Consider the following 18,778-nt stretch of genomic DNA (forward strand, 5'->3'; position numbering starts at 1 on the left):
TTTTTTAGCCAGGGATTTCATTAAATAATCTGTGAATCTGTGGCTAAAAAAATTACATCCTTATTTCTTTAACACTGGTTCGATAATCTTCTGCCAGATAGCATACCCCTTTGCATTCATATGCAGATTGTCTTTACCAAAGAGTTCGGGGTTTACAGAACCATCAGGTAACAACATGGCATTGTGTACGTTTACATAAACAGCCCTTCGATCGCGACGCAAATATTTTTGAATCAATCGATTTGCCTTTATAAAGTCTGCTTCCATTTTCCAGCGGCTCGGACTTGGTTTGATCGACACAAATACAACTGGTACTTTCCCCAGTTTATTCCTGATAATGGACATCAATGTTTTAAAACGACTCAATACAGTATCAGGAGTAACCTTTCCCCATGCATCTGCAATATCATTTTCCCCACAATAAATAATGACCTGTTTGGGTTTGTACGGAATAATAATTTCATCTGCATATCGTATCAGATCAGTTAAGGACGAACCACCAAAACCACGATTGATGATTGGATAACCCGGAAAATACTCCCTGATGTCTTTCCAGAAAGTAAAAGACGAACTTCCAACAAATAATAGTTGTTTTTGAGCCGGAAAAACTGCACTGTCGGCCTTTAGAAAAGCATCAATCTCTTTCCTGAAGGGTGTGGTCGTTTGCGCAAACGATACACTTATGATTAAAATCAATAGAAATGATAAGCATCCCTTTTTCATGCCTGAAAGATAAAGCCCTGTTAATCAGAATAAACAATAGCATGCAAAAATCATCCACAAAAACTAACGAAAGATCAAAAAAAATATAATTCGGATACTAACATTTGTTAGCACGAATGATTTCTTTTTGTATTTTTACGCTTCAATTAATGGGTATGGAAAAAGATATGGAGCAAATGTTTCAGGAGAAGATCGACAAAGAGATCCGTATTGAACCGAAAGACTGGATGCCGGAAAAATACAGACAGACTTTAATCAGGCAGATTAGTCAGCATGCGCACAGTGAAATTGTTGGTATGCTTCCGGAAGGTAACTGGATTACCCGTGCACCAAACCTCAGAAGAAAAGCTATCCTGCTGGCCAAAGTACAGGATGAAGCGGGTCATGGTCTATACCTTTATTCAGCAGCAGAAACATTGGGTATCAGCCGCGATGAAATGTATGAACAACTGCATAGCGGTAAAGCAAAATATTCATCCATCTTCAATTACCCAACTTTAAGCTGGGCCGATATGGGAGCCATTGGCTGGCTGGTTGATGGTGCCGCCATCATGAACCAGGTGCCTTTATGCAGAACCAGTTATGGTCCTTATGCACGTGCCATGGTACGTGTTTGTAAAGAAGAGAGTTTCCACCAACGACAGGGTTTTGAGATATTACTTACCCTCAGTCGTGGCACAGAAGCACAACGCCGTATGGCACGGGACTCCATCAATCGCTGGTGGTGGCCCAGTATCATGATGTTCGGACCTAAAGATGATGAAAGTCCAAACACCATTCAAAGTATGAAATGGAAGATCAAAAGATTTACCAATGATGAATTGCGACAGAAATTTGTAGACATCTGTGCAGAGCAGATTAAAATACTCAACCTCACCATTCCCGATCCTGATTTAAAATGGAACGAAGAAAAAGGTCATTATGATTTTGGTACCATTAACTGGGATGAATTTTGGCAGGTAATTGCCGGTAACGGCCCCTGCAATAAAGAACGCCTCGATGCCCGCAAGAAAGCCTGGGAAGAAGGCGCCTGGGTGAGAGAAGCAGCAACTGCCCATGCACAAAAGCGTGCGCAGCGTTTAGCAGAGAAGAGGGCGTGAGAGAAGTGAAACGTGAATGTTAAATAGTGAATTAGCATAACTCCCTTTCTGCTTAACAAAGAGGGGTGAGTTGAGCATGAGAAATAAATAGCAAGTAATTCGCAACGAAGAGCTTCATAATTAAAATAAAACCAGCAGCTATAAGCTAAAAGCAGCAGCCAAAAAAACTCGCAGCTCAACGCTCACAGCTCACAGCTAAAAATGAAACAGTACATTAACAAATACTATTACGGCGATTATGGAGAAGGAAAAAACGGCGCAGCTGATATTTCCACTTCAGGAAAATCGCAGCAGGAGTGGCCTTTATGGGAAATATTTATCCGCAGCAAACAGGGCCTCGATCATAAACATGTAGGGAGCCTTCATGCTACCGATGCTCAGATGGCCATAGAAAATGCCCGCGATGTGTATACCAGGAGAATGGAGGGCATCAGTATCTGGGTAGTAGAAAGTAAATACATACATGCCAGCAATCCCGATGATGCCGAAGCATTGTATGATCCGGCTAATGACAAAGCCTATCGTCACCCTACATTTTACGATTTGCCAGACGAGTTAACACATATTTAAAAGGGGCCATCAACATCCACATGAACACATCTTTGATTAATTATACTTTACACCTGGCAGATAATGCACTGATTCTGGGTCATCGAAACAGCGAATGGTGTGGTCATGGACCTGCACTTGAGCAGGATATAGCCATTTCAAATATTGCGCTGGATGGTATAGGACAGGCAAGAAACCTGTATCAATACGCTGCTGTATTAAGTAATAATGGAGCCACAGAAGATTCTCTGGCTTACCTGCGTGATGTAATCGATTTTAAAAATCTACTCATCACCGAATTACCCAATGGCGACTGGGCACAAACTACTTTACGTCAGTTTTTATTCAGTGCCTATCAATTTTATTTTTACCAGCAACTTGAAAAATCAGCCGATCAGCAACTGGCAGCTATTGCAACTAAATCATTAAAAGAAGTAACCTACCACCTGCGCTGGAGTAGCGAATGGGTGATACGTTTGGGTGATGGTACAGCAGAGAGCCATGATAAAATGGTAAAAGCGATTGCAGAAATATGGAACTATACAGGAGAATTATTTTTACCGGCTTCTTATGAAAAAGAATTGGCTGCAAGTGGTATAGCAGTTGATCTTGCAGTTATACAACCATTGTGGGAGCAAAAAGTATCGGCTGTTTTTGCAGAAGCTACCATTGCCATACCAGAGAAAAGTTTTGCGCAAAAGGGAGGAAAAGAAGGCATACATACAGAACATCTTGGATATATATTGGCAGAAATGCAGTTCCTGCAAAGAGCTTATCCCGGAGCCGAATGGTAACCAATGACAGTTTTATCTAATCATACCACCGAAACAGAAAAAAAAATCTGGTTACTGCTCGAAACTGTAACCGATCCTGAAGTACCCGTATTATCTGTTCTTGATCTTGGCATCATCCGCAATGTAAGTGTTGAGCCTTCGGGAGAAAATAACGTCAAACCTGTCATTACCATTACACCCACTTATAGCGGCTGTCCGGCTATGGATGTAATTAGTATCAATATCAGGATGGTTTTATTACAGGCAGGTTTTAAAGACATTGAAATAAAACAGGTATTATCGCCTGCCTGGACGACTGAGTGGATGAGTACCGAAGGAAAAAATAAATTGAAAGCCTATGGTATTGCTCCACCACAATACAAACAGGCAGTTTGTACACCCGATGCCTTTCAGGAAGAAGAAGCCATACAATGTCCGCAATGCAATTCATGGCACACAACATTAATTTCTCAGTTTGGCAGCACAGCCTGTAAAGCATTATACAGGTGTGAAGATTGCAAAGAGCCTTTTGATTATTTTAAATGTCATTAAAGTAATTTCTTTAACAGAGCGGGCGCATTAAACCGTTTCCCGATATACAGTTCAAGTCCATAAAAAAATCTTCGTGTTCTGCTGTCCACAGTACCAGAACCGTATTGATAGGTATATGCATCAAGTCCCGTATACCAGCGGTCTCTTGTATAGGATAAACCGCTCTGAACCCAATAACCAGTTGATAACCTTGTTTCTTTATTCTGTAGTTGATTCAGTGACTGATCGTACGTATCTGTTCTGAAAAAATTAACTCCAATTACCGGACCTGCAGTTGCTGCTACCGACCAGTCTTTTGCCCAAACCAAACTAGCCCCTAACGGAAGCTTCAGGTTCACATCAAAGTTGTAATCTTCAGAATGTTGCCCGGCTAAAGGCTGAATGGCAGGGTCATAAAAATGCGTATAACTGAAAGATAGTGCAGGTAAAAAACTCCAGGCATGTTTTATTTGTTTGGACTTTCCTGAGATCATACCTACATCTGAAAATTTTTTATTGACATTGTATGCAAATTCAATACTGGTCATTTTAGTAGCAAGATTAGGTAACTGCAGGTATGGGTCACCCGGTTTCCATGATGCAAGGATATCTCTGGTATTTTTTACATAATAACCGATAGATTTCTGGTGACTGACAGCTATATCAATATTCTTTACTGCCATAAATACATCGAAAGAAGAGCGTGTATTCTTTCCAGTCAGCATTGAACGATCAGGGTTGAGATAAGAAGGTGTAAAAGAATACCTGAAATTGATCCATTTATACTGAAACAATAAAAACTGCTGGAGTGTTTCACGGGGACTTAGTTCGAAACGAAGATTGTTCTTTGGATAAGCCACAATAAATTCTGCATTATTGGTTTGAAGACCGGTTGAAATATTCAACAAATGACGGTAACTGGTAACATATATACTATCAGGCTGTTGATGTTTTATATCTGTCTGAGCAAATACATACACAAACTGACACCAAAAACAGGCACACAGAAACAAACGGTAATACATGTAGTAAATTAAATGAAAAAAGCTGAAATAGCTGTAGCTTAGCCTTACAAAAAACGATTGATGTCATCCATTGAATTCCATATTGAAAACGGTATTGCATTTGTTACGTTAAACCGCCCTGACAAACTCAATTCCTTCAACAGGGAAATGGCACTATTGCTGCAATCAAAACTCGATGAATGTGCTTCTCTTCATGAAGTGCGGGCCGTTTATCTTACCGGTGCAGGTAAAGGTTTTTGTGCCGGTCAGGATCTGGCAGAAGTAGTTGATCCGAATGGCCCAGGCATGCAACGCATTTTAAGTGAACATTATAATCCCATTATCACCCGACTACGCAATATGCCCAAACCTGTTATTGCAGCAGTGAATGGTGTAGCAGCAGGTGCCGGCGCCAATATTGCTTTAGCCTGCGATATTGTTGTAGCCGCAAAATCAGCTTCCTTTATACAGGCATTTTCAAAAATAGGATTGATACCAGACAGTGGTGGTACTTATACTTTACCCCGACTCATCGGCTGGCAAAAAGCAAGTGCACTCATGATGCTCGGCGATAAAATAAATGCAGAAGAAGCAGAAAGACTCGGTATGATTTATAAATATTTCGAAGACGATCAATTCATGGAGTCTTCCAAAAAAATTGCATCAACCATTGCAGCGATGCCCACTAAAGCATTGGCCTATATTAAACATGCACTCAATCATTCTGCCAGCAACGATCTTGAAACGCAATTATCGCTGGAAGATGATTACCAGCAAAAAGCAGCAGCAACGGCTGATTTTAAAGAAGGTGTACAGGCATTTCTGGAAAAAAGAAACCCCATATTTAAAGGGATTTAAAACAATAACATGAGCAATCCGTTCAGACAAGTAGTGGATCATATGATGGTGCATGACCAGTTTTCGCAATGGCTGGGTATTGAGGTATTGGATATACAGGAGGGATACAGCCGCATTTCGATGACCGTTCGTGCAGAAATGATCAACGGTTTTGGTATTGTACATGGGGGTATTGCTTTTTCACTGGCAGACAGTGCTTTTGCTTTTGCCTGTAATAATCGCAACAACCTTTCTGTTGCACTCGACACTTCCATCAACTTTACAAAAGCAGTAAATGTTGGCGATCTCCTAACAGCTGAAGCAAAAGAAATTCATAACGGAAGAAGTACGGGGCTTTACCATATTACCATCAGCAATCAGAAAAATGAACAGGTGGCACATTTTAAAGGCACCTGCTTCAGAACCGGTAAACCATTGATATGATCTGTCAGTTCAAAGAACATATTCCCGTCATCCATGAAACCGCATTCATTCATCCGCAGGCTGTAGTTACGGGTAATGTAATCATTGGTAAAAATGTATATGTGGGTCCGGGCGCTGCCATTCGTGGCGACTGGGGACAAATCATTATTGAAGATGGATGCAATGTGCAGGAAAATTGTACCATTCATATGTTTCCGGGTGTTACTGTTTACTTAAAAGAAGCTGCACATATTGGTCATGGCGCCATTATTCATGGTGCCACCATTGGCAGAAACTGTCTTGTGGGTATGAACAGTGTCATTATGGATAATGTAGTGCTGGGCGATGAATGTATTGTTGGTGCCCTGAGTATGATTAAAGCCGACGAGCAGTTTGAAGCCAGGAGTTTGATTGTAGGCAATCCGGCCAAAAAAATAAAAGAAGTAAGTGATGAGATGATTGCCTGGAAAACAAAAGGAACAGCCCTTTACCAGCAATTACCTGCTGAAATGCATGAATACTGGAAAATTTGTGAGCCATTGAGAGCAGTTCCAGAGCCTCTGTCATCAGCAGGAGAAAACAACCAGCCTTTTTACAAAACATGGAATGAAGAGCGTAAATCCTGATACCACCTACATTTCGTACCTTTGCATTTCCACCAAAGTTTGATTGAATAGTGTCTGAGAAAAATAATTTCATCGATTATATCCGCATCTTCTGCCGCAGTGGACATGGTGGTGCCGGCGCCAAACATTTTATGCGCAATAAACTCACCGCCAAAGGTGGCCCTGATGGTGGTGATGGTGGCCGTGGCGGACATATCATTCTTCGGGGTAATTCGCAGATGTGGACCCTCCTTCACCTTCGTTATTTCAAAAATGTATTGGCGGAAAATGGAGAAGGTGGTAGTAAAAATAATTGTACAGGGCACGACGGTAAGGATATTATACTGGAAGTACCACTTGGTACTGTAGCCCGCGATGAAGAAACCGGTAATATAGAAGCCGAGATATTGGAAGACGGACAGGAAATCATCTGGATGAAAGGTGGTCGTGGAGGTTTAGGCAATAGCAATTTCGCTACTCCCACCAATCAGGTACCAGAACATGCGCAACCTGGTGAACCCGGTATTGAAGGCTGGAAAAACATCGAACTAAAAGTATTGGCCGATGTGGGTCTGGTGGGTTTCCCGAATGCAGGAAAATCAACCCTGTTATCGGTAATCACTGCCGCTAAACCCAAAATCGCTAATTATGCATTTACTACTTTAACACCCCAACTGGGCATGGTGGCTTACCGCGATTCCAAATCGTTCTGTATTGCCGATCTGCCCGGTATTATTGAAGGAGCTGCAGAAGGAAAAGGACTGGGGCATCGCTTTCTCCGTCACATTGAACGCAATGCTGTTTTATTGTTCCTCATTCCTGCCGATAGTGCAGATCATAAAAAAGAATTCGACATCCTCAGAAATGAGCTGGAGCAATACAATCCGGAGATGTTGCAAAAAGATTTTATCATCGCCATCAGTAAAGCCGATATGCTGGATGATGAATTAAAAGAAGCCATCAGTAAAGAGCTTCCCAAGGGTATTCCACATCTTTTTATTTCCTCTGTTACACAAAACGGTTTAACTGCCTTAAAAGACCTTTTATGGGAAACATTGAATAAACCCGTAGCAGGAAACTAACACCCGTTAAGATATCCGATTTATTTATATGTTAACACCGCTCACCCAAAATTCATTTTTTTGGCGGGTTACCTTTTATATCTTGCAGGTATTAAGGATGTACACCAGCATTTTTTGATGTACATCCCGGATTTTTTACAAATCCATACTTCTTCGCTTCTGCCGGCTCGCTTTTACGAAACTTTTACTTGCACTACGGAAATTCTTCTGCGAACAGGAGAATAGCAACATTTTATTCAAAATTTTAAAAGAAACAACATGAAAAAGCAATCTGTACAAGCCATCGTAAAAGGAATCATCCTGAGTGGTATTTTAACTGCCGGTACATTTATTCAGGCGAATGCCAACAATTCCGGCGAAACCGTAACTGCAAAAGCTGTAGCTGAATTCAAGTATGCGGGTTCTTCAAAAGACCAGGCATCTTTCAACATTAAATTCAATAACCCAAGTGGTGAAAAATTCACCCTGCTGGTATTGGATGCGAAAGGCGACCTGTTTTTCAAAGAAAGCTATACATCAAAAGAATTTGCCAAAAGATTTGTACTGGCTAAAGAAGATGCTGAGAAATTAACTTTCCGTATCCAGAGTGGTAAACAAAGTTTTGATGAGAACATTAACCTGTTCCAGAACGAAACTGAAGCCAGAAAAGCAGCTGTTCAACAATAATAGTTACTTCTTCATACTTAACTAAAAGCCGGCTGGCTTTTAGTTAAGTATGATCTTTATACGATCCTTGCCTTATCGAACTCCTACGTTTTTGCTTTTACGAAATATTCATTGCGATACGAAAACCTGTGTGAACAGGACGATTATTATTTATCACGCAAAAAAGAATATGAACATGAAAAAAGCAATCATTACCGGTTTATTGTCTGTTATCCTCTTTACTGCTGCACAAGCCGGCAAGAATGAAAAAACAGATGTCAACAAAGCAAAAATTGAAGTGAATTACACGGGTTATTTCAACAATGACCTGGCCTTCAATGTAAAATTCGACAATCCCAGTGGTAACAATGTTACGCTGACCGTTATCAATGAAGATGGCGAGAATCTGTTTAAAACTAATTTCTCCGACAAAAAGTTCGAAAAGAAATTTGTGTTACTGAAAGATGCTGATGTGTACAAACTCACTTTCCTGTTTCAGTCGGGTAAAGAAGTGTACAAAGAAAGCTTCGACATCAATGTAACCACCAGAGAAGTTTCTGAAGTGGTGGTGAAGAGAAATTAAGAAGAAGAAACAAGGAGTAAGGAACAAGGCTCAAGAGAACAAGAGACAAGAAAATAGATACATGAGAAGAGTGTGGGATGACCGGTGGGCTGCAATATGCTTACCGGTCTTTCTTTTTCACGGGTGTTAACAAATTCTGATGCCGTTAACCGTCTTTGGATATTAATTTCACGGATGCAACCACAACAATGCCTTTTCTGCGGACATCTGGTACAACTGGTGCATGTGCATGGGCATTATCAATGTCCGGTTTGTAATACCAATGCCCTTCCCTGTTGTGATGGAGATAACTGCAATACCAATCAATTACTGGCAGTGCCAACTACAGACCTCACACATATCAACGAAAATGTACCGCATCATTAAAACCAATTCAGAAAACCCCGATTTTATTCAATTGGTTCAACAATTAGATGCTGACCTGGCTAAAAGAGATGGTGCTGAACATGCTTTTTATCACCAGTTCAACAGCATACAAAAACTCAATCATGTTGTTGTATTGTATGATCTTGATGAGCCTGTTAGTTGTGGCGCTTTTAAGGAAATTGAGAAAGACAAGGTTGAAATAAAGCGTATGTACACTTTGCCTGCACAGCGTTCAAAAGGTCATGCATCGCGCATACTTGAAGCATTGGAACAATGGGCCCGGGAAGAAAACTATTCCGTTGCAGTTCTTGAAACAGGCAAAAGACAACCTGAAGCCATTGAACTGTATAAAAAAAACGGGTATAACATCATTCCCAATTATGGACAATACATAGGCATTGAGAACAGTGTTTGTTTTCAGAAAAATTTGACTACATAAAAAAGCCACCCCACGTAAAGCGGGATGGCTTTTATTATTTTAAATCAGCGCATACTATCCAGCCGCTTCCGACTGCATACTTCTGGCTACTTTCTTCCTGTCTTCTTCATTCAGTACGGTTTTACGCATACGAATGTTTTTAGGGGTTACTTCAATACACTCATCCTGCTGAATATATTCCATACACTCTTCCAATGTAAACTGCAGTTTTGGTGTAATACGAACACTGTCATCACTACCGCTTGCACGGTGGTTGGTGAGTTTTTTTGCTTCCACAGCATTTACGTTCAGGTCTCCTGGTTTAATATGCTCGGCAATAATCTGACCTACATATACTTCTTCTCCTGGATCGATAAAAAAGCTACCTCTATCCTGTAATTTGTCGATAGAGTAAGCCGTGGTAACACCCTGGAACTTGGCTATCAATACCCCGTTATTTCTTCCGGGAATCGGTCCTTTCCATGGTTTATATTCATTAAAACGGTGTGCCATTACAGCTTCACCCGCGGTATTCGTCAGCATCTGTGAACGCAGACCAATCAATCCCCTTGAAGGAATATCGAATTCAAGGTGTTGCATTTCGCCTTTACTTTCCATCACCAGCATTTCGCCCTTACGCTGGGTAACCAGGTCAATTACTTTACCACTGAACTCGTTAGGTACATCAACTACCAGTACCTCATATGGTTCATGCTTTTTGCCATCAATATGTTTTACCAGTACCTGTGGATTACCCACTGTCAGCTCATACCCTTCACGACGCATGGTTTCTACCAGTACGCCCAGGTGAAGAATACCACGACCAAATACCAGAAAACTATCTGCACTATCTGTATCTTCTACTCTAAGCGCCAGGTTTTTTTCAGTCTCTTTCATCAAACGGTCACGCAGGTGACGTGAAGTAACAAATTTACCATCACGACCAAAGAAGGGTGAGTTATTGATGCTGAAAGTCATGCTCATGGTTGGCTCATCCACACTGATGATCGGCAATGCTTCCGGATTTTCTGCATCAGCAATGGTATCGCCGATATTGAAGTCTTCCAGACCTACTACCGCACAAAGGTCACCGGTGAGCACTTCAGTTACTTTACGTTTACCCATCCCTTCAAACACATACAATTCCTTCACACGGCTCTTCTTGATAGAACCATCCGCCTGTACCAAAGCAATAGGTTGGTTTTCTTTAATAGAACCACGGGTTACTTTACCAATGGCAATACGACCCAGGAAAGAAGAATAATCCAGTGAAGTGATCTGTAATTGTAAAGGACCATCCGCCACTTTTGGTGGGGGTACATATTTTACAATACCATCCATCAGTGGAAGGATGTTTTCAGTTTGTGTTAAACTATCATTGAACCAGCCATTTTTACCACTACCATAGAAAGTAGGGAAATTCAACTGCTCTTCAGTAGCATCGAGGTTGAAGAATAATTCAAAAACCGCATCATGTACTTCATCAGGACGGCAATTTGGTTTATCAACCTTATTAATCAACACGATTGGATGCAGGTTCAGTTGTAAAGCTTTTTGCAGTACAAAACGGGTTTGCGGCATGGGCCCTTCAAAAGCATCTACCAGCAGAATAACCCCGTCGGCCATCTTTAAAACACGCTCAACTTCACCACCAAAGTCACTGTGACCCGGAGTGTCAATCACATTTATTTTGATACCATTATAGGTAACAGCAGCATTTTTACTAAAGATGGTAATGCCTCTTTCTTTTTCGAGATCATTACTATCCATGATTAAATCACCAGTATCCTGGTTGTCCCTGAACACTTTAGTAGCGTGTAAAATCCTGTCTACCAGGGTTGTTTTGCCATGGTCAACGTGTGCAATAATGGCAATGTTTCTTATTTCCATGTAAAATTTTAAGGCTGCAAAGGTACGGTTTTATGGCGGGAGGGCAAAGCGCATACATAAACTTAACGGTTGTTAAGGGCGGGTTTTAGGGGGAAAATGTAGTAACTCTATGTGTTTCAATGAAAAATCAACAAAATTCACCGCTATTTGTCCTGTATTGTATGAAAAAGATAGCTTTTATACTGTTGGTGATATTTTACCTCGTAGCAGGGGCTAACCATTTTATCAACCCCTCCTTTTATAGTGGGCTTATTCCACCTTATCTACCCTTGCACAATACCATTAATATTGTATCAGGTATTGCTGAAATACTGTTGGCTCTATTACTGATTCCACCTAAAACAAGAAGAGCTGCCGTAACAGGCATCATTATTTTATTGGTATGCTTTATTCCTGCACATATTTACTTTATTCAGATCAACAGTTGCATTCCTGATGGACTTTGTGTTCCCGAGTGGCTGGGTTGGGTAAGGCTTCTGCTGATTCACCCTTTATTGATGGCATGGGCATGGTGGTGCAGAAAATAAATAGTGTCTGTTTATTTCTTGATAGAACTATGCTTATCTTTCTATAAACATCGATTATTATGCGATTGCTAAAAAAAATATTACTCGCTCTTGCCGTCCTTGTAGTTATTTATTTGCTTGGACCCAATCCTAAAACACCTGAGTATACAACAACACTTCCTTCCATTCCGGCTACTGCAGATAGTATTGATACTTATATAGCTTCTCTTGAACTGAAACACAAAGTAAAACCCGATAATGAAGCAAGGGTGGTATGGGCCAATGATTCTGTTCATGGTAAAACAGCCTATTCTATTGTGTACCTCCATGGCTTCAGCGCCAGTCAGAAAGAAGGTGATCCTGTTCACCGCAACCTGGCTAAACAATTTGGTGCCAATCTTTATCTTGCCCGTTTATCAGGTCATGGTATCGATACATCAGATGCTTTATTAAACATGACAGCCACCAGTTTATGGGAAACAGCCAAAGAAGCATATGCCATCGGCAAACAATTGGGAGATAAAGTAATCCTTATGGGCACATCAACCGGTGGTACATTGGCGCTGCAATTAGCTGCTGCTTATCCCGATATTGCCGGACTGATTTTATTATCCCCCAATATTGCCATCAACGATCCGAATGCATGGCTCACCAATAACCCATGGGGTTTACAGATTGCCCGGCTGGTAAAAGGAGGTAAGATGAATATTATTCCCAATAAAACAGATGAGTACAAGAAATACTGGAACCATGAATATCGTCTGGAAGCTGTAACAGAATTACAGGAATTATTAGAAACAGGTATGACGAAAATTAACTTCGAGAAAATACAACAGCCCCTGCTCACGCTCTACTATTTTAAAAATGAAAAAGAACAGGACCCCGTTGTAAAAGTATCGGAGATGAAAAAAATGTTTGAGCAGGTAAGCACACCCGCAACTTTGAAAAGAATGATTGCCATACCAAATGCCGGTAATCATGTACTGGGTTCGCCTATTCAGTCGAAAGATATTGTTACAGTAGAGAAAGAAGCAACTGCATTTTTGAAGGAAGTGATGAAAGTGAATGGTGAATAGTCTATAGTTATTTGCTACTTAACTTTCAATTATAGTTCTTGCTATCGATCATGAACTATAAACTATGGACTATGAACTATCAGCTATTCCCTATCTTAGCCTGTTAGAAAACAAACGATTGCCTATGCCAAGCAGTAAAATTGCAGGAATTGGTATGTACGTACCCAGAAACGTTGTTACCAACCAGGACCTTACCAAGTACATGGAAACCAGCGATGAATGGATACAGGAGCGAACAGGTATCAAAGAAAGAAGGTATGCGCATCGTACTGAAGAAACCACTACTACCATGGCTGTTGAAGCAGCCCGCATTGCAATGGAAAGAGCAGGCACAACGGCTAAAGAAATAGATTTTATTGTATTCGCAACCCTCTCACCAGATTATTATTTTCCAGGATGTGGTGTGTTATTACAACGTGCTATGAAAATGGGTGAGATAGGCGCTTTGGATATACGCAACCAGTGCAGCGGTTTTGTGTATGCACTAAGTGTTGCCGATCAGTTTATTAAAACCGGCATGTATAAAAACATACTGGTAGTAGGTAGTGAAAAACATTCATTTGGTTTGGATTTCTCTACCCGTGGCAGAAATGTATCGGTAATTTTTGGTGATGGTGCAGGTGCTGTTGTATTGCAGCCTACAGAAGAAAAAGGCCGTGGTATTTTAAGCACGCACTTACACAGCGATGGCGAAGCTGCAGAAATACTCGCCATGTATAATCCGGGTACGCATGCCAACTACTGGGCCGATAAGAATTATGCAGATTTTGATGATGCTGAAATCGGACAGATGTTTATGAGCCATAACATGATCGACAACGCACAGAATTTCCCGAATATGGATGGTCCTTCTGTATTTAAAAAAGCAGTGGTAAAGTTCCCGGAAGTAATTATGGAAGCTTTACAACAAAACGGGTATACATCATCAGACATCAATATGCTAATTCCCCATCAGGCCAATCTCCGGATCAGTCAGTTTGTTCAGCAAAAACTGGGGTTGAATGATACACAGGTGTATAATAATATTCAATCTTACGGAAATACAACCGCAGCATCTGTTCCGATTGCGTTGTGTGAAGCATGGGAAAAAGGATTAATTAAAGACGGAGATCTGGTTTGTCTGGCTGCATTTGGCAGTGGTTTTACCTGGGCCAGTGCATTGATGAAATGGTAGTACAGCTTTAGTTTAACAGGATTTTACAGAAAGAAAATGCAATATTGCAGGCTTGCAATCGACTGATCCTGTAGTAAGGCAATATTCATTTTTAATGTAGGAGATGATGGAAAGAAAAATAGTATACCTGGTGAACCCCATTTCAGGTACTTCTAAAAAAGACGGGATCAAGAAATTAATAGAAAAGGAAACAACTGCTAAAGGCATACCCTTTGAAATCATGCATACCAATGCCGGCGGGCATTACCAGCTATTGCGTGAAAAAATACGAGCCGAACGCATTACCGATGTGGTAATTATTGGTGGCGATGGCACTGTTAACCAGATTACACAGGCTTTACACGGACTACCTGTTCAGTTTGGTATCATTCCCGTGGGTTCGGGTAATGGTCTGGCACTCGCAGCACGTATTCCTACCAAACCAGAACTGGCACTGGCACTTATTTTCAACGGAACATCCCGGCCTATTGATGCTTTTATGGTAAATGAGCACTATTCCTGTATGTTGAGTGGTATTGGTTTCGATGCACAGGTGGCACATGATTTTGCCAGTAAAGCTTCACGTGGCCTGCTTACCTATACCCAACAAAGTATCATCAATTATTTCAAAGCTACCCCATACCAGTTTGAGATACAACTTGATAATTTTTCTTTTTACTCGGATGCTTTTTTTATCAGCATTGCCAACAGTAACCAGTTTGGCAACAATTTTACAATAGCACCACAGGCCAGTTTGCATGATGGCATGCTCGATATTGTGATTGTACAGAAAATGAACAAAGCAAAACTACCTTTTGCCATTCTTCGCCAGATCCGGGGAAACAATAAATTACAACAACTGGTAGAAGATATGACAAGGAAAAATATCCTCTATTTTCAGACACCACAAATCACCATAAGAAATTTAAAACATGCTCCTTTACATATTGATGGTGAACCCAGAGAAACAGCAGATGAACTTTCTATACATATCATGAAAAATCATTTTTCACTGATACAGCCCGTATAATTACTTCATCAGTACACGCAGGCGTTTAAACTCTTTCTGATTGTCTTCCGCTCCCAGCGCCATTGCAATATCTCTTTTTTCAGCAGCGGTAATATGAAAACTCAGGCTGGCAGGCGCTTCCTTTCTTGAAGGAACGTACTGAAAACAAATGCGGTGAAACTGTGAACCGTACGCTTCAAAACTATATTCAAGCTGGTCATGCTGATAATAATCCTGCAATTTGTACCAGTTATTCTGTAATAATAAAAAGGGTTTGGTGAAAGTACCAACTAAGCTGGTTCCTTCCAGCGGGCGGTCCCAGTCGCTCAGGCTTCTGTCACGCAATTGCAACAACACTACTTTACTGGTATTTTCTTTTAACCAGTCATGAAATACTTCCACAAAACGCAGTGATGTTTCCTGTCCGAAATTATCACGCAGGCCGGCATCCATTACATCAATAACCGGGTTGGTGGGCAGCCATACATTGGGTAACACATAGGGGAAAGTAGCATTCATACGGAGGGCCGATAATATGCCTATGTTAGCTGCATTTTGCCTGCCGAAAAAACTATGAAAATCTATGGCATCCGCATCAAAAGGAAGGATATTGACCGAATCGGTAATGGGACGCATCATAAATCTTGCAGGGTGAGTAGCCATTACAAGTTTTCTTCCGTCGCGCGTAATCACTGCATTAAAAAAAATCAGTGGTATCTCTGCTTTTTCTTCAGGCGCTTTGTAATCACTTAATGTTTTATTGAGATAACCCCTTGTATTTTCATTCAGTTTCTGTTCAAAAGCATAACCCCTGTCTTTGGTATACCTGTACCCATGTTTCATAAAAGGCTTAGCCGGTCCCATCAGATCGCGGGTAACAAAAGAAGAAAACAACGGGCTCAACAAATCGTTTGAAATATCTTCTACATATTGTTTGTTATGCAGGTTTATATTGGCTCCCTTTTGTTTCCGATAGTAGAGTTCCCTGAAATAAGCAGCCCCCAGCATACCTCCCGATGCACCACTGATCAGAAAAGTACGTTTCATCAACTCACCGCCAAACATACTATCGAGTTGTTGTAATGCATTCATGGTAAATGTGGCACTTCTGATACCACCACCACTGGTATTAATCAGGAACATCACCGGCTTATCGCTTCCCTGTTTCGCTTTCCATTGATCAAGCATACGGATATAAGTCTTTTTATCTGACGCTATATCCTTATCATTCGCCAGTTGCATCACCGATTCTCTTGAATAAACCGGTCGTTCTGTTGTGTCTGAATAATTCAATCCATACGCTTTATTACGGAGGTCAATGATGTCTTTTTGGTATAAAAAATTAACCAGCAGGTATAACACTACCACAACCGGAATACTCCAGCTATGCAAAAATGTAGATATAGCTCCCGCAGCAGCAATCAGAATTGCAAAGAAAACAGTGATACTGGCTGCAGCCGGCAACTGAAATAACCTTGCGTCAGAAATATAACCAATGCCTATAAGGAAAAAGAAAGCAATGGTAATGGCTATCACTGCTGCAAAATGATGCCGTTTAAAAACCGAGTCGAGAAAAACAAGACTGTAATGCCGTACATCCCTTGGTTTACGCAAACCCAGCCTGGCACTGAAGAACCAGTCGATCCGCATTTCTGCCTTATCTTTTGGCAAGGGATTGTTTTTAGAAGCCAGTGCATAATGTACATTGGCAGTATCAATTACAGAAGCCATACTTCTGTAAATAGTTTTATCGGCTCCAAAAAAATAAGCAAATGCAATCAGTATCGACAATATGATGCCTGCCGCAAACCCAACCACCATCCAAACAATTTCAGCAGTACCGAATAATTGCTGGTAACGGGCATAAGCCACTGCTTTTACAAAATAGAATACCAGAAAAATAAGTGGCAGCACTGCATTATTGATACAGTATTTTAAAAAAGGTTGGGCTGTAGTGGCCAGAAAACGAAAATATTTACTGAATAGAATAAATGTGGTGATATTCCAGCTCATGATAAAAATACCCAGCGCAAAGCCAACGATGGCTGTACTGAGTAAGTTTATCTTACCAAAATATTCCGGAGCCAGAAAAAGTGAATCTGCACCAAAAGTGCGCATAAATCCGCCCGCTACTGTAGAGAAAAGGATATACCAGAATACCAGAAAAACCTGATACCTGCGAAAATGAAGTAAGAATAACTGAACAGGCAAAGAAAACCAGAAACCCGATAAATATTGTTTCAACTTGTTCATCTGATACAGCATTTTGATTGAAAGTCTTTGCTTTCAACCTTTGTTACGCCGGGTTTAGTAACTGGCAGTACGATTTCGTAATACAAACAAGGTAGCCACCAGCGACAACAATAAACACATACCTGTTAGCTGGTGCAGTTGTGCCATCCATTCAAATGTACCCCATTTACCCGGTACGATACCCGTACTGGTTAAGATAGTTAAAATTCCCAGCAACACCTGCAAAAATGTAAGGTACAATGGTACACGTTTAATATTTTCAAACAGGATACTGCCTTTATGTTTGGCCATACGAATGGTCCACAGGATGATCCATACCAGGATAATATAAGCGAGACCACGATGTATAAAATGAATCAGTATTTTATTATCGATGAAATTCAGTAAAAAAGGTTTGTGTGAGAACAAAGATGGTGGCAACCAGTCGCCATTGATTTTTGGCCAGCTGGAAGCTACGTTCGCGGCTTTATGACCAGCCATTAAAGCCCCATATAATAATTGTAACACCAATAAACCAATGAGCCAGAGATTGGTTTTTCTTAATGATGAATGAACAACACTTTGTTTTTCGCTTACCAGTAATTTCAAGGCAAACCAGAAAGTATAACAAAGCAGTCCCAGTGCAAAAATAAAATGCAATGCAAGTCTGGTAGGTTTTACATATACGGCGTCCCCTGTAAGTCCGCTTGCTACCATAATCCATCCCACAGCTCCCTGTAAGGCTCCGAGTAAAAATAAAATCAAGAGCGGGCGAACCATCTCTTTTTTGAAATGTCGGCGAATCATAAACCAGATAAAGCCGCCGGCAAATACCAATCCAATTAACCTGGCCCACAAACGATGAAACCATTCCCAGAAAAAAATAAACTTGAAATCAGATAATCCAAATTCAAAATTGAGCAGTTGAAACTGTGGAGTAGTTTTATATTTTTCGAATTCGGTGAGCCATGCCTGCGCATTTAATGGCGGCAGGGTTCCGGTAATTACATCCCATTCTGTAATAGATAATCCACTGCCTGTTAATCTGGTAATACCCCCCAGGGCTACCTGTATAACTGTCATGAATACTCCCAATAATAACCATCTCGCTACCAGCTTTGAAGACCTGTCATTCACCTGTTCCATATATATATTCTTGATTGTGGCAAAGTTATTGGGATATTAAAAGGATTAACGATTTTGTTTTACTGATTTTATCATTTACCTGCGAAATCTCTGCGTTCTTCATTGCTCTGCGGTGACTATTCGAGTA

At 40.8% G+C, this 18,778-nt stretch carries 21 protein-coding genes; 16 read left to right on the plus strand and 5 right to left on the minus strand.

Going from position 1 to position 18,778, the window contains the following annotated elements; genetic code table 11:
- Positions 1-60: 60 nt before the first annotated feature.
- Positions 61-723: a GDSL-type esterase/lipase family protein gene (locus KXJ59_RS13435; RefSeq protein WP_295205593.1), complete on the minus strand. Its 663-nt coding sequence runs from the start codon at positions 721-723 to the stop codon at positions 61-63.
- A 155-nt stretch (positions 724-878) separates the two neighbouring features.
- Between KXJ59_RS13435 and paaA the strand changes: the two genes are divergently transcribed.
- The 4 genes from paaA (at position 879) to paaD (ending at position 3,697) form a co-directional block, all read left to right on the plus strand.
- Entirely contained in the window at positions 879-1,823 is a 945-nt protein-coding gene (gene paaA, locus KXJ59_RS13440) for a 1,2-phenylacetyl-CoA epoxidase subunit PaaA (protein ID WP_295205596.1), read from the plus strand.
- Between the two features lie 201 nt (positions 1,824-2,024).
- On the plus strand, positions 2,025-2,393 hold the full coding sequence (gene paaB, locus KXJ59_RS13445) for a 1,2-phenylacetyl-CoA epoxidase subunit PaaB (protein ID WP_363266166.1): 369 nt from the start codon (positions 2,025-2,027) through the stop codon (positions 2,391-2,393).
- Between the two features lie 20 nt (positions 2,394-2,413).
- Positions 2,414-3,166, plus strand: coding sequence for a 1,2-phenylacetyl-CoA epoxidase subunit PaaC (gene paaC / locus KXJ59_RS13450; RefSeq protein ID WP_295205599.1), 753 nt, complete (start codon positions 2,414-2,416; stop codon positions 3,164-3,166).
- A gap of 3 nt (positions 3,167-3,169) precedes the next feature.
- The gene (gene paaD, locus KXJ59_RS13455) at positions 3,170-3,697 is read left to right on the plus strand and encodes a 1,2-phenylacetyl-CoA epoxidase subunit PaaD (protein WP_295205602.1); all 528 of its coding nucleotides are present in this window, start codon (positions 3,170-3,172) and stop codon (positions 3,695-3,697) included.
- On the opposite strand, the gene KXJ59_RS13460 is transcribed toward paaD, so the two are convergent.
- Positions 3,694-4,701 (minus strand): DUF4421 family protein, encoded by a 1,008-nt coding sequence (locus KXJ59_RS13460; protein ID WP_295205605.1) that lies wholly within the window; start codon positions 4,699-4,701, stop codon positions 3,694-3,696. The two genes, paaD and KXJ59_RS13460, sit on opposite strands and share 4 nt — an antisense overlap.
- Positions 4,702-4,761: 60 nt before the next feature.
- Here KXJ59_RS13460 and KXJ59_RS13465 point away from each other — a divergent pair, with 60 nt between their 5' ends.
- The 8 genes from KXJ59_RS13465 (at position 4,762) to KXJ59_RS13500 (ending at position 9,660) form a co-directional block, all read left to right on the plus strand.
- Positions 4,762-5,538, plus strand: coding sequence for an enoyl-CoA hydratase-related protein (locus KXJ59_RS13465; protein WP_295205607.1), 777 nt, complete (start codon positions 4,762-4,764; stop codon positions 5,536-5,538).
- Between the two features lie 9 nt (positions 5,539-5,547).
- On the plus strand, positions 5,548-5,961 hold the full coding sequence (gene paaI / locus KXJ59_RS13470) for a hydroxyphenylacetyl-CoA thioesterase PaaI (RefSeq protein ID WP_295205610.1): 414 nt from the start codon (positions 5,548-5,550) through the stop codon (positions 5,959-5,961).
- Positions 5,958-6,566 (plus strand): transferase hexapeptide repeat family protein, encoded by a 609-nt coding sequence (locus KXJ59_RS13475; protein WP_295205613.1) that lies wholly within the window; start codon positions 5,958-5,960, stop codon positions 6,564-6,566. Before paaI ends, KXJ59_RS13475 begins: the two co-directional genes overlap by 4 nt.
- A 50-nt stretch (positions 6,567-6,616) precedes the next feature.
- Complete coding sequence (gene obgE, locus KXJ59_RS13480; RefSeq protein ID WP_295205615.1) at positions 6,617-7,627, plus strand: GTPase ObgE; 1,011 nt, start codon at positions 6,617-6,619, stop codon at positions 7,625-7,627.
- 258 nt (positions 7,628-7,885) lie between these two features.
- Positions 7,886-8,293, plus strand: a complete 408-nt coding sequence (locus KXJ59_RS13485) for a hypothetical protein (protein ID WP_295205616.1) — start codon at positions 7,886-7,888, stop codon at positions 8,291-8,293.
- A 175-nt stretch (positions 8,294-8,468) separates the two neighbouring features.
- A complete protein-coding gene (locus KXJ59_RS13490; RefSeq protein WP_295205619.1) occupies positions 8,469-8,855 on the plus strand; it encodes a hypothetical protein in 387 nt (128 codons plus the stop codon).
- Positions 8,856-9,029: 174 nt separating this feature from the next.
- A complete protein-coding gene (locus tag KXJ59_RS13495) occupies positions 9,030-9,221 on the plus strand; it encodes a hypothetical protein (protein WP_295205621.1) in 192 nt (63 codons plus the stop codon).
- Positions 9,205-9,660, plus strand: coding sequence for a GNAT family N-acetyltransferase (locus KXJ59_RS13500; protein ID WP_295205624.1), 456 nt, complete (start codon positions 9,205-9,207; stop codon positions 9,658-9,660). The genes KXJ59_RS13495 and KXJ59_RS13500 overlap by 17 nt, the downstream gene beginning before the upstream one ends.
- Before the next feature lie 54 nt (positions 9,661-9,714).
- On the opposite strand, the gene typA is transcribed toward KXJ59_RS13500, so the two are convergent.
- Positions 9,715-11,529, minus strand: a complete 1,815-nt coding sequence (gene typA / locus KXJ59_RS13505; RefSeq protein WP_295205627.1) for a translational GTPase TypA — start codon at positions 11,527-11,529, stop codon at positions 9,715-9,717.
- Positions 11,530-11,690: 161 nt separating this feature from the next.
- Here typA and KXJ59_RS13510 point away from each other — a divergent pair, with 161 nt between their 5' ends.
- The 4 genes from KXJ59_RS13510 to KXJ59_RS13525 all read left to right on the plus strand — a co-directional run bounded on the left by KXJ59_RS13510 (position 11,691) and on the right by KXJ59_RS13525 (position 15,294).
- Positions 11,691-12,056 carry a MauE/DoxX family redox-associated membrane protein gene (locus KXJ59_RS13510; RefSeq protein ID WP_295205630.1) on the plus strand — a complete coding sequence of 122 codons (366 nt, stop codon included), beginning with the start codon at positions 11,691-11,693 and terminating at the stop codon, positions 12,054-12,056.
- Positions 12,057-12,115: 59 nt separating this feature from the next.
- Positions 12,116-13,111 (plus strand): alpha/beta hydrolase, encoded by a 996-nt coding sequence (locus KXJ59_RS13515; protein WP_295205632.1) that lies wholly within the window; start codon positions 12,116-12,118, stop codon positions 13,109-13,111.
- Positions 13,112-13,235: 124 nt separating this feature from the next.
- On the plus strand, positions 13,236-14,285 hold the full coding sequence (locus KXJ59_RS13520) for a beta-ketoacyl-ACP synthase III (RefSeq protein WP_295205634.1): 1,050 nt from the start codon (positions 13,236-13,238) through the stop codon (positions 14,283-14,285).
- 103 nt (positions 14,286-14,388) lie between these two features.
- On the plus strand, positions 14,389-15,294 hold the full coding sequence (locus KXJ59_RS13525) for a YegS/Rv2252/BmrU family lipid kinase (RefSeq protein WP_295205637.1): 906 nt from the start codon (positions 14,389-14,391) through the stop codon (positions 15,292-15,294).
- Here the strand turns inward: KXJ59_RS13525 and KXJ59_RS13530 are convergent, their stop codons facing one another.
- Positions 15,295-17,526 carry a hypothetical protein gene (locus KXJ59_RS13530; protein WP_295205640.1) on the minus strand — a complete coding sequence of 744 codons (2,232 nt, stop codon included), beginning with the start codon at positions 17,524-17,526 and terminating at the stop codon, positions 15,295-15,297.
- Positions 17,527-17,580: 54 nt separating this feature from the next.
- Positions 17,581-18,651: a COX15/CtaA family protein gene (locus KXJ59_RS13535; protein ID WP_295205642.1), complete on the minus strand. Its 1,071-nt coding sequence runs from the start codon at positions 18,649-18,651 to the stop codon at positions 17,581-17,583.
- Positions 18,652-18,778: the final 127 nt, after the last annotated feature.

The sequence above is a fragment of the Sediminibacterium sp. genome (genome assembly GCF_019264485.1).
GTDB lineage: Bacteria > Bacteroidota > Bacteroidia > Chitinophagales > Chitinophagaceae > Sediminibacterium.